Annotated in this window: 24 protein-coding genes and 1 pseudogene; 17 read left to right on the top strand and 8 right to left on the bottom strand. The window is 43.4% G+C overall.

Features of this window, described 5'->3' with window-relative positions; translation table 11 throughout:
• Nucleotides 1-1,230 carry an ABC transporter permease gene (locus BCU12_RS02725; RefSeq protein WP_102402854.1) on the top strand — a complete coding sequence of 410 codons (1,230 nt, stop codon included), beginning with the start codon at nt 1-3 and terminating at the stop codon, nt 1,228-1,230.
• The gene (locus tag BCU12_RS02720; RefSeq protein ID WP_102402853.1) at nt 1,227-2,375 is read left to right on the top strand and encodes an ABC transporter permease; all 1,149 of its coding nucleotides are present in this window, start codon (nt 1,227-1,229) and stop codon (nt 2,373-2,375) included. Before BCU12_RS02725 ends, BCU12_RS02720 begins: the two co-directional genes overlap by 4 nt.
• Before the next feature lie 280 nt (nt 2,376-2,655).
• Here BCU12_RS02720 and BCU12_RS23410 read toward each other — a convergent pair whose 3' ends face one another.
• Entirely contained in the window at nt 2,656-2,832 is a 177-nt protein-coding gene (locus BCU12_RS23410; RefSeq protein ID WP_198599236.1) for a hypothetical protein, read from the bottom strand.
• A 206-nt stretch (nt 2,833-3,038) separates the two neighbouring features.
• Between BCU12_RS23410 and BCU12_RS02715 the strand changes: the two genes are divergently transcribed.
• From BCU12_RS02715 to BCU12_RS23190, 3 genes are all read left to right on the top strand, one after another.
• A complete protein-coding gene (locus BCU12_RS02715) occupies nt 3,039-3,953 on the top strand; it encodes a patatin-like phospholipase family protein (protein WP_198599235.1) in 915 nt (304 codons plus the stop codon).
• Nucleotides 3,954-4,179: 226 nt separating this feature from the next.
• The gene (locus BCU12_RS02710; protein ID WP_102402852.1) at nt 4,180-4,860 is read left to right on the top strand and encodes a DUF1826 domain-containing protein; all 681 of its coding nucleotides are present in this window, start codon (nt 4,180-4,182) and stop codon (nt 4,858-4,860) included.
• Nucleotides 4,861-4,884: 24 nt separating this feature from the next.
• Nucleotides 4,885-5,052 carry a hypothetical protein gene (locus BCU12_RS23190; protein ID WP_157939849.1) on the top strand — a complete coding sequence of 56 codons (168 nt, stop codon included), beginning with the start codon at nt 4,885-4,887 and terminating at the stop codon, nt 5,050-5,052.
• Between the two features lie 30 nt (nt 5,053-5,082).
• Here the strand turns inward: BCU12_RS23190 and BCU12_RS02705 are convergent, their stop codons facing one another.
• Both BCU12_RS02705 and BCU12_RS02700 read right to left on the bottom strand, forming a co-directional pair.
• Nucleotides 5,083-5,808, bottom strand: coding sequence for a hypothetical protein (locus tag BCU12_RS02705; protein WP_102402851.1), 726 nt, complete (start codon nt 5,806-5,808; stop codon nt 5,083-5,085).
• Between the two features lie 224 nt (nt 5,809-6,032).
• A complete protein-coding gene (locus tag BCU12_RS02700; protein WP_102402850.1) occupies nt 6,033-6,518 on the bottom strand; it encodes an Lrp/AsnC family transcriptional regulator in 486 nt (161 codons plus the stop codon).
• A gap of 119 nt (nt 6,519-6,637) precedes the next feature.
• On the opposite strand from BCU12_RS02700, the gene BCU12_RS02695 reads away from it, so the two are divergent.
• The 6 genes from BCU12_RS02695 (at nt 6,638) to BCU12_RS02670 (ending at nt 15,991) form a co-directional block, all read left to right on the top strand.
• On the top strand, nt 6,638-7,237 hold the full coding sequence (locus tag BCU12_RS02695) for a LysE family translocator (RefSeq protein WP_102402849.1): 600 nt from the start codon (nt 6,638-6,640) through the stop codon (nt 7,235-7,237).
• 402 nt (nt 7,238-7,639) lie between these two features.
• Entirely contained in the window at nt 7,640-8,131 is a 492-nt protein-coding gene (locus tag BCU12_RS02690; RefSeq protein ID WP_102402848.1) for a VOC family protein, read from the top strand.
• 752 nt (nt 8,132-8,883) lie between these two features.
• Nucleotides 8,884-10,833: a PTS mannitol transporter subunit IICBA gene (locus BCU12_RS02685; RefSeq protein WP_102402847.1), complete on the top strand. Its 1,950-nt coding sequence runs from the start codon at nt 8,884-8,886 to the stop codon at nt 10,831-10,833.
• A 105-nt stretch (nt 10,834-10,938) separates the two neighbouring features.
• Complete coding sequence (locus BCU12_RS02680; RefSeq protein ID WP_102402846.1) at nt 10,939-12,087, top strand: mannitol-1-phosphate 5-dehydrogenase; 1,149 nt, start codon at nt 10,939-10,941, stop codon at nt 12,085-12,087.
• Between the two features lie 52 nt (nt 12,088-12,139).
• A complete protein-coding gene (locus BCU12_RS02675; protein WP_102402845.1) occupies nt 12,140-12,670 on the top strand; it encodes an MltR family transcriptional regulator in 531 nt (176 codons plus the stop codon).
• A 255-nt stretch (nt 12,671-12,925) separates the two neighbouring features.
• A complete protein-coding gene (locus tag BCU12_RS02670; RefSeq protein ID WP_347231973.1) occupies nt 12,926-15,991 on the top strand; it encodes an EAL domain-containing protein in 3,066 nt (1,021 codons plus the stop codon).
• A gap of 51 nt (nt 15,992-16,042) precedes the next feature.
• Here BCU12_RS02670 and BCU12_RS02665 read toward each other — a convergent pair whose 3' ends face one another.
• Both BCU12_RS02665 and BCU12_RS02660 read right to left on the bottom strand, forming a co-directional pair.
• Nucleotides 16,043-17,017 (bottom strand): hypothetical protein, encoded by a 975-nt coding sequence (locus BCU12_RS02665; protein ID WP_102402844.1) that lies wholly within the window; start codon nt 17,015-17,017, stop codon nt 16,043-16,045.
• 511 nt (nt 17,018-17,528) lie between these two features.
• Nucleotides 17,529-18,197: a hypothetical protein gene (locus BCU12_RS02660; protein WP_102402843.1), complete on the bottom strand. Its 669-nt coding sequence runs from the start codon at nt 18,195-18,197 to the stop codon at nt 17,529-17,531.
• A gap of 942 nt (nt 18,198-19,139) precedes the next feature.
• On the opposite strand from BCU12_RS02660, the gene BCU12_RS02655 reads away from it, so the two are divergent.
• From BCU12_RS02655 to BCU12_RS02640, 4 genes are read left to right on the top strand one after another with little or no spacing between them, the layout of a single operon-like run.
• Complete coding sequence (locus BCU12_RS02655) at nt 19,140-20,345, top strand: DUF1611 domain-containing protein (protein ID WP_102402842.1); 1,206 nt, start codon at nt 19,140-19,142, stop codon at nt 20,343-20,345.
• Nucleotides 20,342-21,478 (top strand): alanine/ornithine racemase family PLP-dependent enzyme, encoded by a 1,137-nt coding sequence (locus tag BCU12_RS02650; protein ID WP_102402841.1) that lies wholly within the window; start codon nt 20,342-20,344, stop codon nt 21,476-21,478. The genes BCU12_RS02655 and BCU12_RS02650 overlap by 4 nt, the downstream gene beginning before the upstream one ends.
• Nucleotides 21,435-21,800, top strand: a complete 366-nt coding sequence (gene gspS2 / locus BCU12_RS02645; RefSeq protein WP_102402840.1) for a type II secretion system pilot lipoprotein GspS-beta — start codon at nt 21,435-21,437, stop codon at nt 21,798-21,800. The genes BCU12_RS02650 and gspS2 overlap by 44 nt, the downstream gene beginning before the upstream one ends.
• Nucleotides 21,801-22,028 carry a hypothetical protein gene (locus BCU12_RS02640; RefSeq protein ID WP_102402839.1) on the top strand — a complete coding sequence of 76 codons (228 nt, stop codon included), beginning with the start codon at nt 21,801-21,803 and terminating at the stop codon, nt 22,026-22,028.
• A 40-nt stretch (nt 22,029-22,068) separates the two neighbouring features.
• Here BCU12_RS02640 and BCU12_RS02635 read toward each other — a convergent pair whose 3' ends face one another.
• Nucleotides 22,069-22,986: a LysR family transcriptional regulator gene (locus BCU12_RS02635; RefSeq protein ID WP_102402838.1), complete on the bottom strand. Its 918-nt coding sequence runs from the start codon at nt 22,984-22,986 to the stop codon at nt 22,069-22,071.
• 125 nt (nt 22,987-23,111) lie between these two features.
• Between BCU12_RS02635 and BCU12_RS02630 the strand changes: the two genes are divergently transcribed.
• Nucleotides 23,112-23,954, top strand: coding sequence for a type 1 glutamine amidotransferase domain-containing protein (locus BCU12_RS02630; RefSeq protein ID WP_102402864.1), 843 nt, complete (start codon nt 23,112-23,114; stop codon nt 23,952-23,954).
• Nucleotides 23,955-24,035: 81 nt separating this feature from the next.
• Nucleotides 24,036-24,910 (top strand): annotated as a pseudogene (locus BCU12_RS23565) (SDR family oxidoreductase).
• 180 nt (nt 24,911-25,090) lie between these two features.
• Here BCU12_RS23565 and BCU12_RS02620 read toward each other — a convergent pair.
• Nucleotides 25,091-25,522, bottom strand: a complete 432-nt coding sequence (locus tag BCU12_RS02620; RefSeq protein ID WP_198599232.1) for a GNAT family N-acetyltransferase — start codon at nt 25,520-25,522, stop codon at nt 25,091-25,093.
• A 22-nt stretch (nt 25,523-25,544) separates the two neighbouring features.
• Nucleotides 25,545-26,051, bottom strand: coding sequence for a DUF3087 domain-containing protein (locus tag BCU12_RS02615; protein WP_102402837.1), 507 nt, complete (start codon nt 26,049-26,051; stop codon nt 25,545-25,547).
• Nucleotides 26,052-26,789: the final 738 nt, after the last annotated feature.

Genomic DNA, 26,789 nt, shown 5'->3' with positions numbered 1-26,789 from the left:
ATGAAGCACTTACAACAGCAGTACCAGATTATTAAGAACGACAGATGGCTCGTTGCCTGCATAACTTGGATACCCATCGCTTTGGCGTTGTGTATCTGGGGGATATTCTCCTCTGGTATTGCTCGTGACCTGCCTATTGGTGTCGTCGATCTATCACGTTCGTCACTGTCATACCAATTGACTCACCAGCTCGACGCCTCTCCAACGTTAAGCGTGGAAACCGTCTACAGCGATGTGATGCAAGCGAAACAAGCGCTCATCGAAAGTGATATCTACGCCTATATGGTGATACCAAAGAATTTCGATAAAACGATCTACAAACAAGCCAAGCCTAAGGTGTCGACCTTCTATAACACGCAGGCGATCTTGGTCGGGCGTTTGATAAGCTCAGCCGTCACACAATCAATGGGCTATTTCAATGCGTCAATCGAAACCGGCAAACAGCTAACCAGTGGCGATACAACCATTCGATCCGCCATGGCAAAGGCGGTGCCGATCCAAACTCAAATTACGGCGCTTTTTAACAAAAACACCCATTACGGGCAGTTTCTAGTGACCGCGATTGTCCCAGCATTATGGCAGGTCGTTATGGTGGCCAGTACCATACTGATATTAGCAACAAACTTGCGCCATCATCGCACTCTAGACCGATGGCTTGCACACTCACCAACAATGCAACTGATCCATACGCTAAAAGGGGCAGCCATCATTTTTTCCATTCAAGGCGCGCTCTTTCTTGCGTGGTTTTACGTTTGGCTCGATTGGCCGTTTCATGGTTCTATTTTCGCTATTATTATCGCGCAGTGGGCAACCGTTTTGTCATGCATCATCATGGGATGCTTGTTCTTTTTCTTAACGTTAGATGCGACTCGCGCGATGAGTTTTGCTGGTGCTTTTACGGCGCCAAGCTTTGCTTTTATGGGCATCACATTCCCAGTAACAGACATGAACATCATCGCGCAGGGATGGCGTTCCTTGCTGCCCATCAGCCACTACATTGAGGTGCAGGTTTCTCAGGCCAACTATGCACTGACCACACTGGAATCGGTCAAACATTTACTTCCAATGCTCGGTTACTTCGTCGTCGCTGTCGGGTGTATTGCGCTGATAAAAGTGCGTCTCAAGCAGTCAACTTTGGTTAGCACTCCCGCAATGGGGAACGCAGAGAGTCAGTCTAAAGAGATAAAGGATGCCTCTTTATCTTCAGCCTCTAAGGAGCGCGCACTATGAGTTTTTTAACGTTGCTGAAACAGGAAATAGTCGCCTTTCTTACCAATAAAGCCGTCGTTTTGACGGTGTTTGGAGGCGTCATATTCTATTCGTTCCTTTACCCATTGCCCTATGCACAGCAATCGCCATTAGAGCAAAAAATATCGGTGGTTAACCTCGACAAAAGCGCCATCAGTTTGAAGCTTGAAAGAATGGTCGACGCTACCCCTCAAGTGACCATTACCCGGCGAGACCACAGTATTGAAGATGCACGACTGGCGTTTATTGACGGTAAAGTCAGCGGTATCTTGGTTATTCCAGAAAACTTCTACAAAGATCTCATGCTCGGTGTAAGCCCTACCCTCGCCTATGCCGGTGATGCGTCTTATTTCCTAGTGTACGGCACTCTTGTAGAAGGCTTAGCGCAAACTGGGGCAACGCTCGGGGCAGAAGTTAAAATATCCAAAATGCTTGCAGAGGGCGCGCCTCTTATCTCCGCAAGCCATCAATACACCAGCGTAGAATCAAACCTAAAACCAACGTTTAACCCACGTATGGGCTACGTTGACTACGTTGTCCCCGCGGTGTTTGTGCTTATCTTGCAACAAACCTTGGTAATGGCAGCAGGGTTACTCGTTGCCGCGCAAAAAGACGTCGCTCAGTCATGGAGTTATCGAACACAGATCACCGTGCTCTCAATAAGAACGCTGATGTTGGTTGCGGTTTATCTGGTGATGAGCGCGTTCTATTTTGGCAGCAGTTTCAGCATGCACGGAATAAACACGCTCGCCAATCCAGGTGAACTCATCGCTTTATTAGTGCCTTTTTTGCTCGCGTCATGCTTCATTGGCTACGCGCTCGGCAACTGGGTGCCAAGAAGCGAATACGTTACGGTTGTCGTACTCATCAGTTCAATGCCACTTATCTTTCTTGCTGGGTTTATTTGGCCACCAGAAATGATCCCACCCGCCTTAAACTGGTTGGCTCAGATATTCCCGAGTAGCTCAGCCATTCCTGGATTTCTATCGTTGAATCAGATGGGGGCAAGTTGGCCGCAAGTCTCAAGTCAGTTCTCACAATTATGGCTGCTTGTTGGAGTATGGGCCGTGGTTACACTCTATCTCACGATTAAGCCCAGTCATCACTCTCGCCAATCGAGACGCTAAATACACCACTTAAAGGGATGAACGAGTACAGGGTAGAAGTGAATCGCACAATAGATCTGATAAGCCGATTACCTAGTCGGCTTTCTCGCGGATTCGCTGCACCCTACAGACAATAGAAGGTGAAAATTAAACGAAAAAAATAAAGAGCGATACCGTGAAACAAACGGTTATCGCTCTTTTCAGACAATGTTTATCGCTTATAAGTGTCCCCACTCTAATCGGGGTGGCGCCTTGAGTATTGAGCCTTAAGTCTTGAGCCTTGGGCATTAAGTCAGCAGCGTTAGTCTTCTCGGTTGTCTTTGTTTAAACCCTTGGACGACACTTCCATTGTCCAATGCTCTGAAGGGTCATATCCTTCATCACAAAGGTCGATGGTGAAGCCCATTTCTGCGACTTCTCTAAGCGTTAGGTTGTCAGCCATTCGCGCCACTTCTCCGACTCTATTATGCAGTTCCATTGTGCCTCCATAGACAAACTGTTTGTCACCGTATCTCTCACAATAAGTATAGTGAACATCAGGCCTTTATTAAGGTTCAGCCAACAGAAAAATCACTGTACAGAGGCCCCTATTCGCGCGATATTCACGTAGCCATTGTATAAATTATTGATTATCGGACGCTTATCTTCACTCTCACGTCCATCCGCTGAATAAGGCCCGACGCTTTGAAAAAACTTCTTATTTTAATGTTCTCTCTTTTCTTGGCTGGGTGTGCAAAAAATAACGTTTATCCTGAGCTAAACACCCTTTCAAACTTGGAAATTCCCGTTCAGGTGCAACAGGAGATTGCGCCCAATGGCAGCAAAACCCTTGGCATTGCATTTGGCGGTGGAGGCGTTCGAGGCTTTGTCCATCTTGGCGTCATCAAGGCATTGGAAGAAAATGGGATTAAGGCGGATTTGGTGACGGGCTCTTCGGCAGGCTCAATCGCGGCGGCGCTTTACGCATCGGGCTTATCTTATTCAGAAATTGAAACCATCGTCCAAGATGTCAGTGAATATCAACTGGCCGACATTGTCATTTCAAGTAAAGGCCTCGTCAATGGGCAAAAGCTGGCAAAGTGGATCAATGAATCCGTCACCCAAGACAATCTCAACCAGATGCCCATACCCATCGGGATTACTGCTACCGACATTACTCACAAAGAATCCGTGCTCATTCTTGACGGCAACCCAGGCGAAGCTGTGCAAACATCTTCAACGGTGCCAAGCGCCTTTGTACCCGTGGAGAACCGAGGTAGTTTACTCGTAGACGGCGCCTTACTCACCGTCGTTCCCATTGATTATGCTCGAGCGATGGGTGCTGATATTGTCATCGGGGTTGATATTCACTGTAGCGCCGAGCCTGACGTCAAAACCAGCCGCCAATGCATCGCAATCAATACACTACGCATGTTGACCTGCAAACTGTCAGAGCCAGAAATGCAGCGTGCTGATGTTTTGATACGCCCAGATTTCGAGCCAGACAGTGAAATTCGTTTTGGCGACAAGCGCATAGCCATCGAGGCGGGTTATCAAGCCACCTTGGAAAGCATGCCTGAGATACTTAAACTGCTCAGCGATGCCAAAGAATACGAGTGATCATTTGGAAGGAATGTGAACAGATAATTGAATGAGAACACCGTCTATCCTGCAAAATCAGAATCTTAATACAACCACCAGCCGATCGCTCTAACTGCACATATTCCCATCAAACTAACGCAACCACCAAATTGTTATGTTATAACATACAAACCCAATAAACCGACCATTGATGTACCTGTACCAACACGAAAATTAATACCTATGTACGATTGGAGAAGACGAAATGAATGCTGCATTAGCTGAACCGCTTACCTTGGCCGTTGACGACAGACTAAAAAATACACAAAGTTTTAGCACAGGCGCACAACCGACCGTGCTGTCAGATATATATAAAGACGATATCAATATCGCGATCTGGCAACGTAGTTTTGGAAAAGACCTAACAGACGCAGTCAGCCAATTTTTAATCAACAATCGAAGTTTTGAAAAAGCTCTAAGTCTTTCGCCAGACAATGCTTTCACAAAAATTGAAAGCGCGACCGATGGAAGTGCGCCCAAAGCCCTCATCGACAATATCGCAGAGCTTGTTGATATGTTCTGTTACCTGTTCGAGCTTAAAGAAGCAGGCGTACGTTTGGCGACATTGAATAATGCCATGTGCCCACGCTTTCACGTTGACCATGTGCCTTGCCGTTTGGTCACAACTTATCACGGCTCTGCGACTCAGTGGATTGAAAATCATAAGGTTAATCGTTCAAAACTCGGGCATGGAAGCTTAGGGCAACCAGACGCCATATCGGGTTTATACCCGCAAGAATCTGACATTCAACAACTGACTTGTGGGGACGTTGCTCTCCTCAAAGGTGAACGTTGGAGTGGTAATGAAAATTTAGGACTCGTTCACCGCTCTCCAAGCGATTTGTCTGGTGAAACACGCTTGCTGCTCACACTCGATTTTGGTTAATCGATGTAAGCAGAAACGTCAGTTATGGCTCAACTTGATAAGTTGTACTTCATGTCTACCGATATTGCAGCGAACCAGAAAAATGAAACAACAAAGATAGAGAAGAGAGACCGTAAAGACAAAGCCCCCGCTAGTGATAGCGAGGGCTTTTTGTATCAAGCAACTGCTTGTGATGGTAAGGCGCAGCGTTAGAGCATCTCCTTAAACATCATCGAAGAGTTCTTAGAAATAGTAGTTAGCTTGTAGCCAAGTCACTGTATCGGCTTTTGTATTACCTGCTAGGCCGTTGTTTGCCGTTGCCTTCATTTCAGCCGTGTGATCAACTTTGAAGCCAACAGAAACAGCTGGAGCGACCATGAAACCGCCACCCACTTCGATTTGGTTTACGAACTGCTTACCTTCAACGTGGTAAGTCGATTTCGGGTTAGCGTATAGCCAGTGACCAGAATCGAAACCGTACATAGCGTAAACACCCGCTTGTGCAAGTGCGCTGTCTTTAGCCATGCCTTTCGCGTTTTTACCATCTTTAGACGTTGTATAACCTGCAGAAAGCATTGGGAATACGCTGATGTTGTCGTTTACTTGGAACTTATAGATCGCGCCACCAAGAACAGTTGTGCTGTCTGCTCCACCCAGTACGTCTACAGAGTAACCAAGACCGTCAGTCACATGGAAGTAGCGACCACGGTAGTTGAATGCGTCTTTAGATTCAGGGCGCTTGCCCTCAGCATTTTTAGTATTGTCAAAACCTAGATCGAGTTGGAAGATGTTCGAGCCAGCGCCGTACATCATGTTCAGTTGACCTTTATCTTGCGCACCACTGATACCAACAGTCGAGAAACTTGCCGTTGGATCACCATAGTTAATCTCTTCCTGAGCGGGTGCTTCGTTGGCTAGTGCTCCTGCACTTACGCCTGCTAGTAGTAGAGCTATTAGTGATTTTTTCATGAGTAGTATTTCCGGTTTGTCTTAAGTTGGGACTATTATGCTCGAACAAAACAGATAGAATAAACCAGTTACTATCTATTTTTTCGATAGTTCAAATATTAAAACCACTCATGACTAATTACATGAATTAGCAGACAAAGCCATGAAGCTCTCGCTTATTGAATTCATAGAACACGATAATCAATGGCTCGTTTAGATTACCTCTCCATTATTTGTTAATAGCATCACTCACCAAGGGGAAGCTGAAAGCTATTTTTTAGCTCTTTCACTGAGATGTTTGATTGAAGCGCACTCACCCCTTTCACACGTCGTATTGAACTGATGCGCTCGAAGTACTCTTCCAAGTCTCTCGCAAGTACCTGAACCATGTAGTCTGCGCCACCTGCAATGCAGTGACACATTGGAATCCAATCGGTTATAGCAACAAATTCCTCAAAGGGCTCGGTGTTTTCAACCTCATGATTGCCCAAGGTCACCAAAGTAAAACCAGCCACATGGAAACCCAATTTTTTGCGGTTCAATTTAGCGGCGTATCCATCGATATAACCGGTGTCCTCCATGCGCTTCCAACGACGCCAGCACGGGGTTTCACTCAAGTTTACCTTCTCAGCCAGCTTGCTATTACTCATTCGTCCATCTTGCTGTATATGGCCCAGAATAGAGATATCAGTATCGTCCAACACTTCGTTAGTGGATTCTTTCTTTTTCATGATGATAATAGAAAAATTCTGCTCAAATTTGACTTTATACTAGCCTATATAGCAATTTTATTCCTAGCCGAATCTGTAAACTCTCCACATTATTCATTTACTAATTTGGAGTGAGAGGAATGAGCTCTCAGTTAATGCTGGCGTTCTTGCTGTTTTCAACCTCGATAGCCATTACCCCCGGGGCAGGCAATATTGCATTACTTGGGCTTTCAAGCCGTTATGGCTTTACCGCCACGTTACCTTTTATTTCTGGGAACGCGTTTGGGATTATCATTGTACTGGCAGGTTCGAGTGTCGGTTTGGTCAGCTTGTTTACCCTTTACCCAGAGCTTTACACTATTTTGAAATACGCGGGTGCGGCCTACTTATTGTTCATGGCGTGGTCGATCGCCAATCTTCAAATAGAAGAATCCTCTACTGATAGCCGATCGGGTTTTCTGTCGGGTGTATTGGTGCAAGTCTTGAACCCGAAAGGCTGGATTGCGTCGTTGACCGTTTTTTCACAGTTCATCACCCCGAATGCTGACTACCTTATTCAAGTCGTCACCATCATTGGTGGCATGCTAATTACGGGTGTACCTTGCATGTTAGTGTGGGCGTATTGCGGCACCATGCTCAAAAAATTACTGCAATCACCAAAGCAGATGATGATTGTGAACCGTTGTTTGGGTGGCAGTCTCGCGCTTGTGGTGGCGTTCATGCTTTATCAACCTGCTTAGTTAGACAGCGCTTCAACAACTCAGCGTCAAATAAATAGAGCCATCAACTGATGGCTCTTATTTTCTGTAATAAACTCTCTTCACTTCGTCACACCTCTTTTCAGCCTACATTTCTACCGCAACCACTTCTCGCTTCATCACTTCGCATTCCTCAGTCATACCTACTCTTTGGTTACTGCTACCCTTGCACTAAATTTGTTCGTCCCGTTTATTCTTTCATTACGTTCATAAAGTTACGTTGTACGAGCGCCGTCAATCCACAATGCATGATGCATAGCATTCGTACATAACAAAAATTTATCATAAATATAATTTATGATAATTTCATTTAACTGACGCCTATCCATATACTCTCTCCATCGAAACGAAAAACAGACACATTAAACAAATTTGGAGCAAGTTATGAAAATGAATCACGTAGGCATCATGGTTGGCGATATGGACAAAGCAGTCGAGTTTTACACGAAAGCTCTAGGTCTAAGAATCGTAATGAACAACACAAAAGTTATCGAAGAGCGCGAATCTGCCATCGGCCGTATGTGTATCGCTGTATTCGGTGAAGGCTTTAAAGGCTTCAACATTGCGCACCTAGTTACCACTGATGGCATCGGTGTTGAGCTATTTGAAATGAAAGATCGCCAAGAGCGTCACGACGTCGACTTCAATCGCCTAGGTATCTTCCACTTCTGTCTACAACTTCCAAAAGAGCAGTTTGCTTCAGCTATCAAGCGCGTTGAAGAGTATGGCGGTAAAGTCCGCATGGATATTCACCGTTACCACCCAGAAGATGACCTAAAACAAGCACAAATGGTTTACTTAGAAGACCCGTTTGGCAACCTATTCGAGTTCTACTCGCACTCATACGAAGATACGTACGCGACTGATTACGAGTAAGAACAAGCGATAGAGCATCCCCCCCTAAAGAGGATTGGTAGAAATACTGATCCTCTTTTTGTATCTGGGTATTTGCGAAATGGACAACCCTATTGATGGAGAAGTTTCGTCGTTTTACATCTTCGCTTGTACAGAAGAGCCACGCCGACAAGGGTAGAAATAAAGGAAATGTACCTAGAGTCTCAGCGAATAGGCTAAACCTGCCCGCCTTTTATTACATTGGTATTCACTAACATTCCCCCTCTTTCAGGCCACAGCGATCTATCGATCGTTAAATGACGCTGGCAATCATAACCCCAATAAATCAATCGGAAATCATTCACCACAAAAATGGTAATAAAGTTTCAAGCAACCCATAGAAGAAATCGACAATCAACCGAAGAAAATAAAATTCGACCACTTTGTCGATCTACATCACGCTAATTCTCTTAATAAATAAAACAAAAGCACAAATCGTGATATGAATCACATTATATTTATTTTTCAAAAATTCTAAAATAAAACACTAGTCACAATAATAAATATTGACTTATTGAAAACGTTCGTTTTGTTATAAAGTTACAAGTAATTAACATGATGTGAGTCACTGAAGAAACCAATAAAAGCACTGAGTATGTGCAAGAGATCACAAAAAACCCGTTGTCAGTTCTATTATTAATTTGTGTGGTAAATTGATTGAGTACTAAGCAACCAACGGTTTTAGCGAACCGTTACCACACTTTAATCATTAGAACATCGAACGGGGAATTCTTATGATATCACCAGATGCTAAGATCAAGATACAAAATTTTGGTCGCTTCCTATCTAACATGGTAATGCCAAACATTGGCGCCTTCATCGCTTGGGGCTTTATTACCGCACTATTCATTCCAACAGGCTGGCTTCCAAACGAAACGTTAGCCGCTATGGTTGGACCGATGATCACCTACCTGCTGCCCTTACTGATCGGTTACACCGGTGGTAAGTTAGTCGGTGGAGAGCGAGGCGCTGTCGTTGGTGCCATCACCACAATGGGTGTGATTGTCGGAACTGACATCCCAATGTTCATGGGTGCAATGATGGTCGGCCCAATGGGTGGCTTGGCGATCAAAACATTTGACCAAAAAGTAGATGGCAAAGTAAAAAGTGGTTTCGAGATGTTGGTTAACAACTTCTCTGCCGGCATTATCGGTATGCTTTGCGCCATTGTCGCTTTCTTTTTCATCGGGCCATTTGTCAAAGTACTTTCAGCGGTATTGGCTGGTGGAGTCCACTTCTTAGTAGAAGCTCATTTACTGCCACTTACCTCTATTTTTGTTGAGCCGGCTAAAATCCTATTCCTAAATAACGCGATCAACCACGGTATTTTCTCTCCTTTAGGTATCCAACAAGCTTCAGACGCGGGTCAGTCCATTTTCTTCCTGATTGAAGCAAATCCAGGTCCTGGTTTAGGGATTCTTCTTGCTTACATGGCATTTGGCAAAGGAACAGCAAAACAAACCGCTGGTGGTGCGACTATCATCCACTTCTTCGGTGGTATCCATGAGATTTATTTCCCATACATCTTAATGAACCCTCGCCTAATTTTGGCTGCGATTGCTGGCGGTATGACAGGCGTTTTCGTTCTTACTATGTTTGATGCTGGCCTTGTTTCTCCTGCGTCTCCAGGTTCTATCTTCGCCGTATTGCTTATGACTCAAAAAGCATCAATTGTCGGCGTTCTTGCCTCTATCTTCTCTGCAGCGGGTGTCTCTTTCGCAGTGGCGTCTTTACTGCTGAAAACACAAACTTCAACCGATGAAGATGGTGATGAGTCAGCGCTGAGTAAAGCAACCTCACAAATGAACGATATGAAGTCAGCGTCGAAAGGGGCTCCTGTCGTTAACCAGAATAAAGGCGATATCGACTTAGCGAATGTGACAAGCATCATTGTCGCTTGTGATGCAGGCATGGGCTCTAGCGCAATGGGCGCCAGCTTACTGCGTAAAAAAGTTCAAGAAGCCGGTTTAGACATCAGTGTCACTAACTGTGCCATTAACAGCTTACCTCAAGGTGTAGACATCGTGATTACTCATAAAGACCTAACAGACAGAGCTCGTCTACATGCCGAGAACGCACACCATATTTCTCTGACTAACTTCTTAGACAGTGAAAAATACAACCAACTCGTCACTCAACTGTTGGCGGCGCAAAAAGGCTCCGCTGCAAACGATGATAACGCCATAAAGGTTTCAATACTGGCGGCAAATGATGATAACTACGAGCAAACAGCGCCACCGGTTTTTCAGATTCAAAGTAAAAATATCCATCTAGGTCTGACTGCCAACAACAAAGAAGACGCAATACGATTTGCGGGCAACAAACTTGTAGAGCTTGGCTATGCCGAACCTGAGTATGTTGACGCTATGTTTGAGCGAGAAAAACTAGTGCCAACTTACCTAGGCGAATCTATCGCTGTACCTCACGGAACGGTAGAAGCAAAAGACCGAGTGAAAAAAACAGGTATCGTGATCTGCCAATACCCATCAGGGATACAATTCACTGACGATAAAGATGACGTTGCAAAGTTAGTCATCGGAATCGCTGCAAAAAATGACGAACACATTCAAGTTATTACCTCGATAACCAATGCACTTGATAATCCAGATGCCATTGAAAAGCTCACTAGCACGAAAGATGCCGACGAAATACTCAACATCTTAGCGGGCCACCAAGCTGCTTAAAGTTTTGCTCCTGAGCAAAAGAGGTCAACTGCGCCCCCTTTACGGTTGACCTCACCCAGAAGCGCAATAGTTATCCATTTATAATATTTTGTAGTAGGTAAGATTATGAAAAATGCCGTTCATTTTGGTGCAGGTAATATCGGGCGTGGCTTTATTGGCAAGCTGCTGGCAGACGCAGACGTTGCGGTAACATTTGCCGATGTCGATGCGCCACTTGTAGACCAATTAAGTCACAAACAAGAATACAAAGTGAAAGTCGTAGGCTCTCAATGCCAAACGGATGTTGTCACTCATGTCACAGCGGTGAACTCAGCCAGTGATGATGTGATCGAGCAAATTGTGAAAACAGATTTAGTCACCACCGCAGTGGGGCCAAATGTACTCGATATCATCGCGAAAACCATCGCAACAGGGATTGAAAAGCGATTTGCTGCTAACAACCTAAAACCACTTAATATCATCGCTTGCGAGAACATGGTTCGTGGGACTACGCACCTAAAAGGCGAGGTGTACAAATATTTAGATGAATCTCTGCATAGCAAAGCCAACACATTGATTGGTTTTGTTGATTCGGCCGTTGACCGTATCGTTCCACCCTCATCCGCCGCCAATGACGACCCACTGGAAGTGACCGTTGAAAGCTTCAGTGAGTGGATTGTTGACGAGCAGCAATTCAAGGGTGACATTCCTGACATTGCAGGCATGGAAAAAACATCGAACCTCATGGCGTTTGTCGAAAGAAAGCTTTTTACCCTCAACACCGGGCACTGCATCACCGCCTACCTTGGTTGCCTAAGCGGGCACTCCACCATTCGTGAAGCCATTGAAGATCAAGCGATCAGGCAAGAGGTTACACAAGCCATGCGAGAAAGTGGCGAAGTCCTTATCCAGCGTTATGGCTTTGATAGAGACATGCACAATGCCTACATCAACAAAATCCTAGATCGCTTTAGCAACCCATATTTAGTCGACGAAGTTGATCGAGTTGGCCGCCAGCCCATTCGTAAATTAGGTGAGAACGATCGCTTGATTAAGCCACTACTCGGCACGATTGAGTATGGCACTGAAAATAAAACACTTTTAAAAGGTATCGCGGCGGCATTAAAATACACCAACGCAACCGATCCACAAGCTGTAGAGCTTCAACGCTCGATTGTTGAGCAAGGTATCAAGAAAACACTCGCTCAATATACAGGCCTAAATGAAGACAGCAAAGAAGTCGTGACCATCGAATCAATGTATCACCAACTGTAACTTGTAAAGGGGCTGTACGAGTCCCTTTTTCTTGGAGCTTAAATAGTAGTGTATGGCAATTAATACTAACGAAACTGAAATTATTGAACAGCTGAACAACGCACCATCAGTACGCGGATTTTTTATCGCGTCGGCGGATGTTTTTCAGGATGCGATTGACGCGCTCGTTCAACGAATATTTCGTAAAGACAATTTTGCTGTTCAATCAGTCGTTGGGCCTTTGCTCCAAGACTCTGGCCCACTTGGCGATCTCTCCGTCCGATTAAAGCTACTGTTTGGTTTAGGTGTTCTTCCTGACGAGGTCTATCACGACATTGAAAGCATTATTAAGATCAAGAACATGCTTAATAATGACGCCTCGGATTATGAGTTCACAGACCCTGCGATCCTGCTACCGATCAAAGAATTAAATCTCGTGAAAAAAATGGGCATGGTGCAGCTTGAAGTGAATGAGCCCGATGACGACATAGATATCGAGTTCTACAATTTGCAGCTTCAAAGACAGCAGCAAATCATCAAATCGGGCCTCTCTTTAGCCATTGTCGATATCTGTAACGAATTAGGGAAAGACAGCCCTTTCTAGTTATCCTTGCATTGATGGTTTATGTGGTTCACTTAAGATTGAATCACATCACCAGAAAGCGGATAGCACTTTTATGAGAACACCATCACAGCTTGTGCCCTATACCAAATGATGGGCGCTTCAAACCCACTGAATTTCTCCCCCTACCGAACGTGTTCCATCAAACAATTTTCATCATTTCAGCTTTTTTTCACTTAGCCACTCAACAATAATTCTCTATACCGTTCACAATACCATTAGCTACAGGCGCTGACTGTGGTGGATAAAAATCCGTTAATGACCTCTAAAACAAACAACACAGTAACGAAGAGAAAGCGCCTCACCATTGGCGTCATTATGCCGATGCTCAGCGGCTTTTATATGGGAGAGCTCAACGCCACCATTCGGCAAATGGCCACAAGGTATGATGTTAACCTGATTGTCGTTCGCTCGGGCCACCATCGAGATTTCTCACTTCCGGTCTCTAGTCATCACTTCGATGCGCTGATCGTCATCTTGCATGCCGCTTCCGATCATCTCATCCAAGATGCGCTCAACCAAAACATTCCGGTTATCTCACTTGGAGCCAGTTATTATCCGCTTCAAGTTGAGCATTTTTATAGCGTGCAAAGTGACGGTGTTGAGCAGCTTTATCAATGGTTAAGAAACAACGGCCATAAACATATCGGTTTCTGTGGCGATCTCTCAGTCAATGACATTCGCATTCGTTTCAAAGCCTATCAGCATGCCGTCGAAGATCATCAAGGAAGGTTCAATCCACAACACTTCTTTAGTGTCAGCAGTTGCTCCTTAGCGGGTGGCCGAGAAGCCGCTGTAGAATATGCCAAGCGCGCAACAGAATGCACCGCCATCATTTGTGCGACGGACCATAATGCCATTGGTATGATAGAGCAGCTCAAGCACTTTGATATCTATACACCGACTGATATCGCTATCGTCGGCATTGATAATGTGTTCTTCGGCCAACAAATGCAGCCAGCATTGACGACCTCAGATCAGCAGCTAGAGCCTCTAGCAAGGCAAGCGTTTCTCAGAGCACTAGAACGGGCACAAGGCCAACCTTTCTCTAGTGACATCTATCAACTTCCGCAAAAGTTGGTGATTCGGCAGTCTTGTGGCAATCAAAATGAAGCCTTATCTAAAAACGAAGATAAGGGCTCGATTCGCCATGCGCTTCTTAACGTTGAAGGCAGGTCGCCGTCTGAGATTTTCGAGAACTTCTACTCGCAAGCACAAAATGGGTTTAACTCCATTCTGGATGCACAAAGCCTGTATGGGAATAGCCTGACATGGGCCTGTTTAGCCCATTGTAACGCCGAGCAATATCACGTTGTGAAATGGGTTGAACAAGGAATGACCCAGCCCAAAACGTTGCCACAGCGAGATCAAACGAACGACAATGTTCGCGATTTTCCCTTTCTAGACGACACTCACCACTACTCTGCCACCGTCATGCCAATCAGTACGGGGCAATCTGATCAATGGAAGTTGGTCGCGGTGGTGGATTCTTTGAGTCACGATCAAAATGTCGGTACACAGTCTGTTTTTCATAATTACTTGGATATGCTCTCACTCTTTGTCGAGCGTGATTCTTTGCTAGACACAAGCGAGGATCGTCAAAAGAACTCCCTCCAGTTGTTGCAACAGCTCAAAATAGTGTCAAACACATCCAATGACGGTATCTGGGATTGGGATTTAAAAACAAATCGCCTCCGTTGGAATAGCCGGCTCATAAAAATGCTTGGTGATGAACGCCTTTCTGCCCGTCGCCACATCGATTGTGATGAACTGTTCAAGTATATTCATACTAGCGATATCGGCCCTTTAGAGGACAAGATTCGAGCCCACCTCATCAACAATGAACCATTTAGAAATGAATTTAGATTAATGAAAGTCGATGGCAGCTTCATTTGGGTTCAAGCGAATGGTTCAGCCGTGTTTAATGCTCAAAATAAACCCATTCGATTCATCGGCTCAATGACAGATATCACTAAAGAGCGAGAGAATGCAGCCAAAATCCACCATATGGCTTACTTTGATGCGCTCACCGGCGTCGCCAATCGCCGCAAAGTAATGGAAGACATTACCGAGCATACAGAAACCAAACCTAACCTGACTCGCGCCGTCATGCTCATGGATCTGAATCGATTTAAGATGGTCAATGACACGTTCGGTCACCACATTGGCGACGCCTTGTTATGCCATATCACAACTCAGCTAAAGCAAAGCTTATCGACGGATCATACGATTGCTCGATTTGGCGGAGACGAGTTCCTATTCTTCTGTAACGTTGAAAATCGAGAGAAAGCGCATGAACTGGCGAGATTCATATTAAAAGCCATTGAGGCACCAATGCATGCAGAAGATATTGAATTGAATGCTCAGGGCAGCATCGGTATCGCTATGTATCCCAATGATGGCGATAACTCTGATGTGCTCATCAAAAAAGCCGACATGGCCATGTACCAGGCGAAACAACTGGGAGGCCGCGAGGTATCGCATTACAACAGCGCAATGAAGAACACGAATTTAAGCTCAATCAAATTGGAACACCATTTAAATACCGCGATAGATACCAACGAGATTGAGGTGTATTACCAACCCCAATGGTGCCCAAAAAATAAAAAAGTCAACGCCGTTGAAGCATTGGCTCGCTGGTTCTCACCGGAATTAGGCTCAATATCGCCAATGACATTCATTGAAGTGGCTGAAAAATCGGGAATGATAGGAAGGCTCGGCAACCTAATCCTCAACCAGGTGTGCCGTGACGTCAAACAGTCACCTTGGCTAAAATCCCTACGTCGAATATCGGTCAATGTCAGCGCGAAACAGCTAATTCAGCCACACTTCGCCAATGATGTGATTGAAACCATTCTCAAGCATGAATTGGAGCTTTCACAGTTCTGTATCGAAATCACCGAGACAGCCGCCATTGGTGACTATGAGTTGTGTGTAAAAACGTTAGAAACCCTTCACAAGGCCGGCATCCCTATCTCTTTAGACGACTTTGGAACAGGGTATTCCTCACTCTCCCTCTTACAAAAACTTCCTCTTAGCGAAGTCAAAATTGATCGTTCATTCATAGCGGAAATCACGAAACAAAAGTCTCATTTCGATTTTGTCTCCGCGATGGTCTCGATGGGACGAAGCTTCGGCTATCAAGTGGTTGCCGAAGGGGTTGAGGAGCTCGAACATGTCAATAAACTCAAAGATCTTGACGTCGATCTTCTACAAGGCTATTTCTACAGCAAGCCTCAGTCGATAGCAGAGCTAGAAGCCCAATACATGCAACCAGAGAAATGGGACACCAGCCTGGCGTAAGTGAAAACCCAAAAAGCCACCGATTCAGACCAACGCACCCTAGAGCTCCATTTATTGGTTTTTATCAAATGGCGTATCGTAGCCTGCATAATCTTGAACATACTGTAGCAGGTATGTACCACTTTCATCTGCTGGGTTTTTACCATATATAAGCATGGATACTACCCCTTCAGCGCCTCTCAGGTGAGCTCCCGCAAGAAGTCCTGACATTGTGATAACTACATTATTGCTTCTTCCTCCCGGAGGGGGAGTTACTGGCGGGTTTAAGCCATCCCATGTTACTTCTGTGCCAAGAAAATCATCAATGGTTTTACCAAATTTCGCTAGACCAGTTTTTATTCCGTTGTGTTTATTGACAAAATGGTCCTTGATGATAAAGATGTGCTTGTCTGGGTTTTTAAAGTCTGCAACAGAACTAATACCATGTTTGCCAGTAAAGTTTTCATCGACGTATCGAACTGTATCGGTTACTACAGTTGGTTTTGCAACAACTTCAGGGTCAGTTTCTAAGTATTCAGTCACCCCATGCTCCCAATGTGTTACTGGTACATCAACATAATGTTTTGGATAAGTTTGTCCGTGAATGCTTTCCGTTTCAAAGTTATAGTAACCTAAAACTTGTAAGTCTGATTCTTGGAATTGAAATCCGATAAAGCCTAAGTAATTTGTAACAGCTGCTTGTATCTTTTTCCAATCGTGAGTTGGTTGTTTAGGATCATACAAATCAGCGATCCCGATACTAGTGAAGTATTCTTTGATCGTTAAATGTTCCTCTTGAATAGGTTTCCCTGTATTTGGATCACGAACTACTCTACCTGGAAAAGTGACTTTAGGATAAGAGTCAACAACTTCAGTGTTCCAATTTATATCGTAGTAAGCTTGTTTGGAACTGTCGATTGATGATTCGAAAGTCCATAAGACGTCTATGAAATCTTCATACGTCTTACGGCTTTCAGCCATTATATTGCTAGATGTTGTTACTGCGAATATTAGTGCAGCCGATTTTGCTATTTGAGTAAGTCTCATTTCATATCCTTATTTTTCTATAAAAAGTAATTCTAAAAAAATAGGTACCCCCGTGCATGCACGGGATACATACTGTTGCAACTCCATGCGGAGTTGACCAGAATCCTTTTCGCCCTAGTGTCTAACGTAATTAGCAATGACTTTTTCATTGTCAATCTTAAACCACCTCCTATGAAGGCTCATCCCTCGAGGCTAACCCCGTAAAGAGTTCATGCTAGATACTGCCCTCGATTGTTACCAGCAAATCTAACCTGACTCTAAATCGGAGTAAGCTTGGCACTGTAGAAGGAGCAAACTTTTCCTCACTTAATTGAGAGTATCGTTGATAGTTTTAGCCAACGTGTCTCACAGTTTTATCTCTCCGATCTTTCCAGTTGAAAAGTTCTTTATTGGCATATCTTCAAAATTTTGAATATTCTAATTATTATGCAATACATCAGCCGTGAAGGCTCTGCTGTGATTAATGGTGCTAAGTACTTACTTTTATCTAAATATCACGTTTTGGTGATCCTCATTTAAAGTCTAGTTTTCTGCCTAGATATCTAGCAGAGACGTCAACATACCCCTTCTGTACGGACTCAAATTGTTCGCTTAAAGCTAGTGCATGTTCTTTATCATCGGCCAATACAGAAATAAGGTATGTCGTTTGCTCACCGCTGCCGCTGTCATGAGCTTTGATGTATGAAGATGTAATAAGCCCAGACTGAGATAGAGCGACAACGCGTTGAAGGTCGACACTCAACACTCGATTTAGCTCAGTGCTATCAATATTTTCTTTCCAATAAAAAGACAGAGAGAAGTTTTTATACGCCGGTGTATTATCAAGCCATTTTGTACCTAAAGGTTTTATTTCTTTGATTCGTAGTGCATTCATTTTGTAAAGAGGCAGAGAAGATAGTTTTTCTCTTACTTCAGTTTCGTCATTCGCTTCAATAACAAAGTTTGCATAAGATAATCGATTACTAAACTTTGTCTCATCTTGAATATAAACATCTTTAACTTCTCCACGCTCAACCAATCCCATGAATAATAGTTTGTGATTTGGATTAACGGACAGTACTTCTTTCTTGTTTTCAATATTCCACTCTAATCTCACACCGAAGTCTTCAGAATATGAAAAGCTTGAAAAGATAGAAAGAAGGAAAAAGGCAGTTGGCATTGCTAATAAACGAAAAAACATATTTTTACTCTCTCAAATTTGTTGAGTTGTATCTAATTGACATTGAAAACTATTTGTCTGAAAAAGGCATTCAATGAAGACATCGTTGGCTATTGGCTGTCTTAAATTGAGAGCAAACAAATTTTGAATTTTCCGGGTCGAGTTTGGCGTTCCCGATCTTAGCGAAAACACCTCCGGCTTTGCCAATAATTAATTAATAATTAATTATTGGCAAAAGGTAGCCTAGCCCAAACATGCACCCATTTTCTTCTAGTTAACACATATTTAATGTTCGACTCCATTTAGCTAGCCAAGTCACTCTTACTAATAAACTTTAAATCTTGTCAATATTGGTATTCAATAGCGTATTGGTTAACCTAAATCTATGAGTCCCTTACTCAGCGACTCATTAATAGGAGTTTAATCGTTATGATGCCTATTATTTTGGTACTCTATTAAGGCGCTGAGGGATCCCTTCATAATTCCCCCAATCTTGCGTCATGTGTGAGCCTTTGATATTCAAACATTCCCCATTGGCATTAAGATTCGTCATTGAGATTCGCTAATTTTATTTAGTATCGAAATCCACCAATAGAATAATACCGTCAATAACTAGCCAATATGTAGTTATAAAACTCTCTGCCAAAATGTGCTCGGTCGTTTTCTAGCCTGACATTAGGAAATATAATGAAAAATGAAGGTAAGATTTATCAGGCTAAAACCCCGCAAAATCGTAAAGGGACATAAACGCGTTAAACCAAAAGCTTTAATCAGTCACTCTAGTAAGGGTTAAGTCTGACAGTGATAGATACAGAAAGCATATTGAGAATAACCAACAAAAGTCTGGTAAGTGTGTTACCTTGGTTGTTATCCCTACCGCTTAGTAGGGACTTCTTTTCTTTTCCGAACTCGCATCTCGGCACTCCTTAGTTGCCCTCCTAAGCCTCACAGCAGGCTTTAATTATGTCCATTTCAACCCAAAAGTTAAGAAACATATTCAAACTCACTAGAGTTAATCATGTAGAAACCAATAACGACGTACCTCACTTTACACCTTGGTTACCACTTGCCCAGAAAGTAAAACCTGTCACCCCTTCAGCGATCATATATTGCGAAGGTAACTTCGGTGCAATTGATGGTAAAACCGCTAACGGGCTAGTGAGGCATTCGTTAAGCTATCGTATTCTATCGGTTATAGACAGTGAATCTGAAGGCTTGGATGCTGGAGAAGTGCTTGATAACAAAGCGAATGGAATACCTATCGTTGCTAATGTTGAAGACGCTATCATTCACGCAGAAAACATTCCCGATTACTTCATTTTTGGTATTGCCCCATCCAGTGGTTTTTTATCTGACTTAGATAAAAGCATCATTTTAAATGCCATGTCACAAGGAATGAACATCGTAAATGGTTTACATGAATTTCTAACGGACGATCCTCTATTTCTAGAGGCTAGCTTAAAGAATAACGTTCGAATAATTGATACTCGAAAACCCAAAAGTAAAGGCGAACTGAAAACGTTTAGCGGGAAAATACACAGCGTTAAATGTCCGAGAATTGCTGTAATGGGGACAGATTGCGCGCTAGGAAAACGCACAACAGCAACAATATTGGCGAATGAACTGACTAAAAAAGGCCTTAACGTTGTTCTGATTGCCACCGGTCAAACGGGCATTATACAAGGCGCACAATACTGCGTTGCACTCGATGCTGTCCCTTCACAATTTTGTGCTGGTGAGTTGGAATCTGTCATTGTACAGGCCTATGAAAAAGAAAATCCGGACCTAATTATTATTGAAGGGCAAGGAGCCTTAAGTCACCCTGCGTTTTCAACCAGCGCTTTTATCTTACGTGGCAGTTGCCCAACGGGTGTGATATTGCAACATGCCCCTAAACGTTTATATCGTAGTGATTTTCCTGTTTACCCAATGCCTTCGGTTGCCTCTGAAATCAATCTTATCGAAACGTTTTCTGATACCAATGTTATTGGTCTCACACTCAATCATGAAGATATGTCTTTGGATGAAACATGCCGGGCGATAGATTGGTATAGCAACGAACTTGGTCTACCTGTTACTGATCCATTATCACAGCCTGTCGACCATCTACTGCGCATCGTAAATTCAGCCTTCCCTATGATAGCAAGTAAACTGGCCGAAAAAGGGTGAGCTACCCTAGGTTAGACATCGATTGTGAGAAAATTCACCATAACGCTCAGTTCCTGATGACTCAGCTCGCACTGAAAAACATCTCTATTACGCCTGTTACAAAAGCCTTCCTCGGCCACCCTGCCATCGCACAGGTTCTTATTGATGCTGGCGCAACAATGCTAGCCGACTCAAGAATCGAAAATCTTCAAACGATGGCCGAATCTGGCATTTCAATCCCTAAAATGTTGATACGTACACCCATGCTAAGCCAAGTGGCGAGTGTGATAAAACATTGTGACATGAGTTTAAACTCTGAGATTGAAGTGATTCAAAAGCTTTCACTCGCAGCGAAACAACAGAATTGCCATCACGAGATTATGGTGATGGTTGAGCTTGGCGATCTCAGAGAAGGTGTGATGCCGAATCACGTTATTGATTTTATCCGTGAGATTATTTCTTTACCTAATCTCACGATAAAGGGAATTGGTACGAATTTAGCCTGTCGATATGGTGTCGCTCCTGATAATCAAAATATGAGCATTCTGTCTGATCTTGCCGATAGAATTGAAGCGACATTTGGGATCAACTTAGAGATAATTTCAGGCGGCAATTCTGCTTCAGTTAACTGGGCGCTTCAAAGAACAGGCATAACTCGAGTCAATAACCTTCGTATAGGAGAAGCCATTTTTTTAGGCTGTGAGCCTTTAGAGCAAGAAAATATCAAAGGCTTACATACAGACGCGGTTTCTTTGACCGCTGAAGTGATTGAATCCAATATTAAACCGACTTTGCCTTGGGGTAATCGAGGATCCAATGCTTTTGGTGAAAAGGAAAGCCTTCAAGATAGAGGAATGGTTTCACAAGCTATTCTGGCATTAGGTCGCCAAGATGTTTGTGTCAGCGGACTTAAGGCGCCGAATGGGCTCAAGATCATGTCTTCAACCAGTGATCATCTTATACTTGAGTCCTCACAGAAACCCTTATTTCTAGGAGAAACCGTCACATTCAATCTAGATTACAGTGCTCTCTTATCTTCTATGTCTTCACGTTATATCCATAAATATTTTAAGGCACCTAACGGGATAAAAACGGAAGAAGGAGGGAATGATGCTACGAACAATAGGAGTTATCTTCGTCAGTGTCATGCTTAACGGCTGCCAGACAAGCCCAGTGGAATCTAATTGGCTTGCCGACTATAGAGCGACAGTTATCTCAAGCCAACTGCCCCAAGAGTTAGGCTCAGTCACACTCGTTGATGCTAAGTCAAAAGCCAATATTGTCACGCTTATTTTCGTAAAAAAGAAGACGTTGGATATGGACAGCTTAATAGAACAGGTCGCAGTGAGTTTTTGTGACAACACCGAAATCAGACTTTTATTAGAAAGTGGGATCTCTTATCGAATTATTACCTTAGGAAAAAATAAGATAGTAGAAAACCTTAACGTCATTTCTCTAACACAGTGCCCTCATTGAATGGATAACACTCGAATGGATAAAAGCCAATACGAGTTATTCAATGTACTCAATGACGTTATTTTATTGAAGTTTGACCGCCTTACCCCTTGGGAAAAAAACTTTATCACGGACCTACACCACAAAGCGTTAACTAGGCAGCTCATTTCAGCCAAACAAGAACAACTTGTGTTAAAAATTTCAATGAAAGCCTACAAATCTAAGAAAAAAACGCACATTAATTGTTAAGAATCAAATACTAGAAGACAAAGCACCCTATAGAACATATTTATCTTCTAGCAGAGCCCCCCATCACTTCAACCATTGTTTCCCGTAACCACAAGTTGGCTTGGTCGTCTTTATTTTTGACATGCCAATAGAGTTTCATTATATAACCCTCAAGTTCGACAGGCGACTCAAAGACCTCGATTGCAAACTTGTCCGCCATCATTTCAATGAATTTTCGAGGCGCAGTTAAGATGCCATCGCTCGACTCTACAATGTAGAGTGCGCTAGCAAAATTTGCGACTTTATACTGCACATTCCTCGATAAACCGATACTGTCCAGCGCATCGTCAACCATGCCGCGGCTGTCGTTTCCAGTGCCTGCAAGCACATGAGAATACTGACAAAAAGACTTAGCTTCTATCTTCGTTTTAAGCAGAGGGTGATCGGTTCTAACCACGGACACAAAGTCGTCTCGATAAAGCGTTCTTACCATCAAGCTCGGGTGACCCGATTCAATCACACTAATAGCAAAATCAACCTCACCACTCTCGACTTGACTTGCTAAGCTACGTTTATCTAACTTTTTGAATACAAGGCGAACATTAGGGGCAACCACGCTCATAAATTTAATTAAATGAGGCATCAAAGCATGCTCAACCAAGTCACTGGTCGCGATGTAAAATGTACGGTCAGAGCGCGCAGGATCAAATGTCTCTTGATACAATATATTCCGTTCAAAATCATTGAGCCAACGGCTTAATACAGGCTGCATCAACTCCGCTCTTGGGGTCAGTTCTAATTTGTTACCCTGCCGAATGACCAACGAATCATTAAAGCTATAGCGAAGCTTTTTCAATATATGACTGACGGCTGATTGAGTTAATCCCGCCCTCTCGCCAGCTTGAGTCAGGTTTTTTGTTTCGAAAATGATTTGCAACAGCCGAAGCTGTTTTAGCTCTATGTCTGAAATATTCGCCATTGATTCACACCGCTATTAATTTCTGTAATAGCCATATTAGCTCAATTAATTTCAATAATAACCCCATCGACCTTATCTTGTTTAGCGAATCACAAGGAATCATAAAAACCACAGAGGAACCGATGATGAAATTTAACAAAATTCTAGCCATGACTACCTTAGCTTTAAGCCCTGTAACCCTGGCAGACGATGTTTTGGTTGTAATGTCCGATGTCTCTCAGATGCAGTTAAAAGGGGGATCTACCTACAATACTGGCGTTTACCTCAACGAGCTAATGGAACCTGTAAAACTGTTATTAGATGCAGGCCACACATTGACCTTTGCAACGCCAACCGGACAGGCACCGACAATGGACCCTGTATCAGATACGCCTAGCCATTTTTTAGATGAAAGTGACGCGAATTATCAATCCCACAAAGCCTTATTTGACGAGTTAAAGCTCACTGATAAGCAAACTAGCCCAGTTGTCAGCTTCTCGCGTATTGAACAGATTGGCATAGAAAACTTCGACGCAGTCTTTGTTCCTGGTGGCCATGCTCCATTAGGAGATTTGGTGGCAAATGACCAGCTTGGTGATTTCCTACGCCACTTCAATGCTGAAGGAAAACCAACAGCGCTAGTCTGCCACGGCCCTATTGCTTTACTTTCAGCCCTACCTGACAACAGAGAGTTTGAAAGCAAGCTTAAAGCCGGAGACAAAGTACAACCAACCCAAGGGTGGATATACGATGGCTACCAAATGACAACCTTTAGTAATTCTGAAGAAACCGTCGCAACGCAATACTATCTGGGTGGTGATGAGCTGCATTTTTGGCCACAAGATGCCCTCACTTATGCTGGTGCTGACTACTCTCAAGGAGAAATCGATTGGCATCCTCATGTTGTCGTTGACCGCGAATTGATCACAGGTCAAAACAACAAGTCATCAACAGGTGTTGCAGAGGCTTTATTGAAGGCACTGAACTAGTCCTGTCTCAACTAAAACGTTTAGTAAGAAAAAGTGACGCTCGATAAGAGACATAACACGAGACAAGCAAAGGATCTAATTATGAACAAAACGGTAATGATTACAGGCGCCAACAGTGGTTTTGGCTACCTAATAGCTAAAACGCTTAACGGTAACGGCTACAAAGTGATTGGCTCAATGCGCGATGCAAAAGGCCGCAATGCCTCTATCGCTCACGAACTGAAAACTCAGGGAATATCAGTGGTTGATATTGATGTAACTAACGATGACAGCGTTTTTAAAGGCGTTCAAGAAGCTATCAATGAAGTTGGCACAGTCGATGTCCTGATTAACAATGCTGGTATTGGGACATTAGGTTGGCAAGAGAGCTTTGATATCGATGATTTTAAACGAGTTTTTGATATCAATGTGTTCGGTGTTCAACGCCTTACTCGTGCCCTTTACCTCACATGAAGGCAAAAGGTCAAGGAACAATCATTCAAGTTTCTAGCATCTTGGGCAAGTTCGTATTGCCGTTCCTTGGGCCATACAATGCAACCAAACACGCTGTTGAAGGATTGGCTGAAAACTACCGAGTCGAGCTGTCGCAATTCGGTATCCAATCCCTGATTGTCCAGCCAGGGGGCTTTGGAACGGATTTCGGTGCTAACTTGATGAGACCTAGTGATAAGCAAGTTGTAGAGAGTTACGCTGACCATGCTGAGGCACCAGAGCAAATGTGGGCAGGTACAGAGAAAGGTCACGATGCGGAGGATGCACCAAGCCCACAAATGGTGGCAGACAAGGTACTGGAACTACTGAATACCGACCCCAAAAGCCGCCCTTTTCGTACTGTTGTGGATCCATCAGGCCTAAACCCAGTCATTGGACGCATTAATGAAGAGACCGAACAAGCGATGGAAACCATCTATGCAAATTACGATATGAGCCAGCTGTTCAAGCTAAACCGCGGTTGATCATCTCTCTATAAGACGATGGGTTGAGTACACGGTTTGGACTCAACCCACTTTTCGATGTTCACTCAACCTTTTGAATAACGTCGTATGTCGCCACTGTGTAAATACGCTATTGGGGTAAAAATTCGTTATGTCTGCATATCATGATTCGTTACAGCGTAATAGAGAACTGTTCGGAACTCATTCAGATTCGGTGAGCGCTCTCGACATGTAATAGAACCTGTCCTCTTCTTTGTCGATGACAAAACCGTTTCGTTTATACAACATTTGGGCTGGGCTTATTTTAAACACGCGCAATCGAAGTTGCTTACAGCCCTCATTATTCGCTATCCGTTCAATTTGAGAGAGTGTCGCTGCGCCAATTCCCATGTTTTGGTGCGACTCACTGACCTGTAAGTCACGTAAGTAACAGCACTCGCTGTCAATTGACAAACGAAAAGCACCAATGACCGTTCCTTTGTATAGGATATCCCAGTTTTCTAGCCCTGAAATTTGCTCATGTATATTCGATACCGCCCAATCCACAGAGTAATGCTCATAGTATGAACGCATGTTATGAAAAGTAATCTCTGCTGACGCGAGTAAATCGACGGTTGGTTGAAATGAAATCACCCTTTACGACTCCTAACGCCGACTAAAACGCTTTGAGCATTGTTGACTGATACTCACTAATATCCAATTCAACGCCAAACTCATTAACGATTTCATCCAATTTAGATTGCGCATCATTAAGGCTATTCATGGTGATCGTATTATCATCAAGTTGCCACAATTGGCGAGAGCCTTCGTAGCTAAATTGCAGCGCTAACATGGCATTTTTATCGCCCTGCTTTGCTGCGGCTAACAGTTTTTTGTTCTTGCGATAGATGATATTCAATGCCTGTTTTAGGTCCCAGACATACGCGACTTCCATCATTTTAGGGTGCGTTTTTAACCGAACAAGTAACGCCCCTAGGCTGACAGCGCTAACGATGACACCCAGAAGATTCCAATGAAAATGAGATCCAGATTCTGAAGGGAAGAGAAAAATAAGCGTTTGTGAAATCGCTAAGCTCGCCACAGCCAACAGAGCGATGGAAGCCACAATGACGATATTTAGGCGTGAGCGGTAGAGTGTCTTATCGATATTTTTCAGTTGCATCGGGAATCCTATGTCATGGTTATGTCGTCTTCAATTCACAACCAAGAGTAAAACAGTGACAGTGCCTACCTGTGGAGGTCATCTACAGGCCTTTAAAGTGGAAAGATAATACACTATACCCTTCTTTTAAAATGCATTACTTTGGCACTCACTCGACAAATCGAGTCAAAGTTCCGAATATCCCAGACTCGTACTCTTAGGTCTCCACCACATTTAGATTACTTTAAAAAGCAAAAAAGCAGCCATCACGTGCGGCTGCTTTCTAAAGGGTAGCAATTTGTTCTTTCTAGAGGCTAGCCACTTGCTTAGCTACTAAGCATAGAAATGCTAATTAACGTTGCAAATAACCCTAAAAAGAATTTCATAAAGAGTAAATTAGCTCTTGTTTCATTTCCCATGTTTATTCCTCCTGAATCGATTCCAACAAAATCTCTGTGAGTCACGTTCTTAATTACCTAGAACAACTCATCAAAGTTGCGTATTGAGTCATCAAAATCGGATATTTCAGTCGTTAAATACCAAAGTCAGTGTGAGCAACACCATAATCTTTGGGCTTGTGATTGAGTGGTTAACAGACCTAATTAAACCTATAGTTCTCGTCATAAGAGGGGCAATCTATACAAAAAATTAAATCTGAGACTAATAGGCCAATATCAATAAACAATTACAAAAATCCAAAATTATAGAATATATTGCTTTAACGATTATTTAATTCTAAATCCCCAACCGCCTATAAAT

Origin of the sequence: Vibrio sp. 10N.261.55.A7 (assembly GCF_002877365.1) — a bacterium.
Lineage (GTDB): Bacteria > Pseudomonadota > Gammaproteobacteria > Enterobacterales > Vibrionaceae > Vibrio.
The sequence above is the reverse complement of the archived record's forward strand: the minus strand, read 5'-3'. Positions and strand labels throughout refer to the sequence as shown.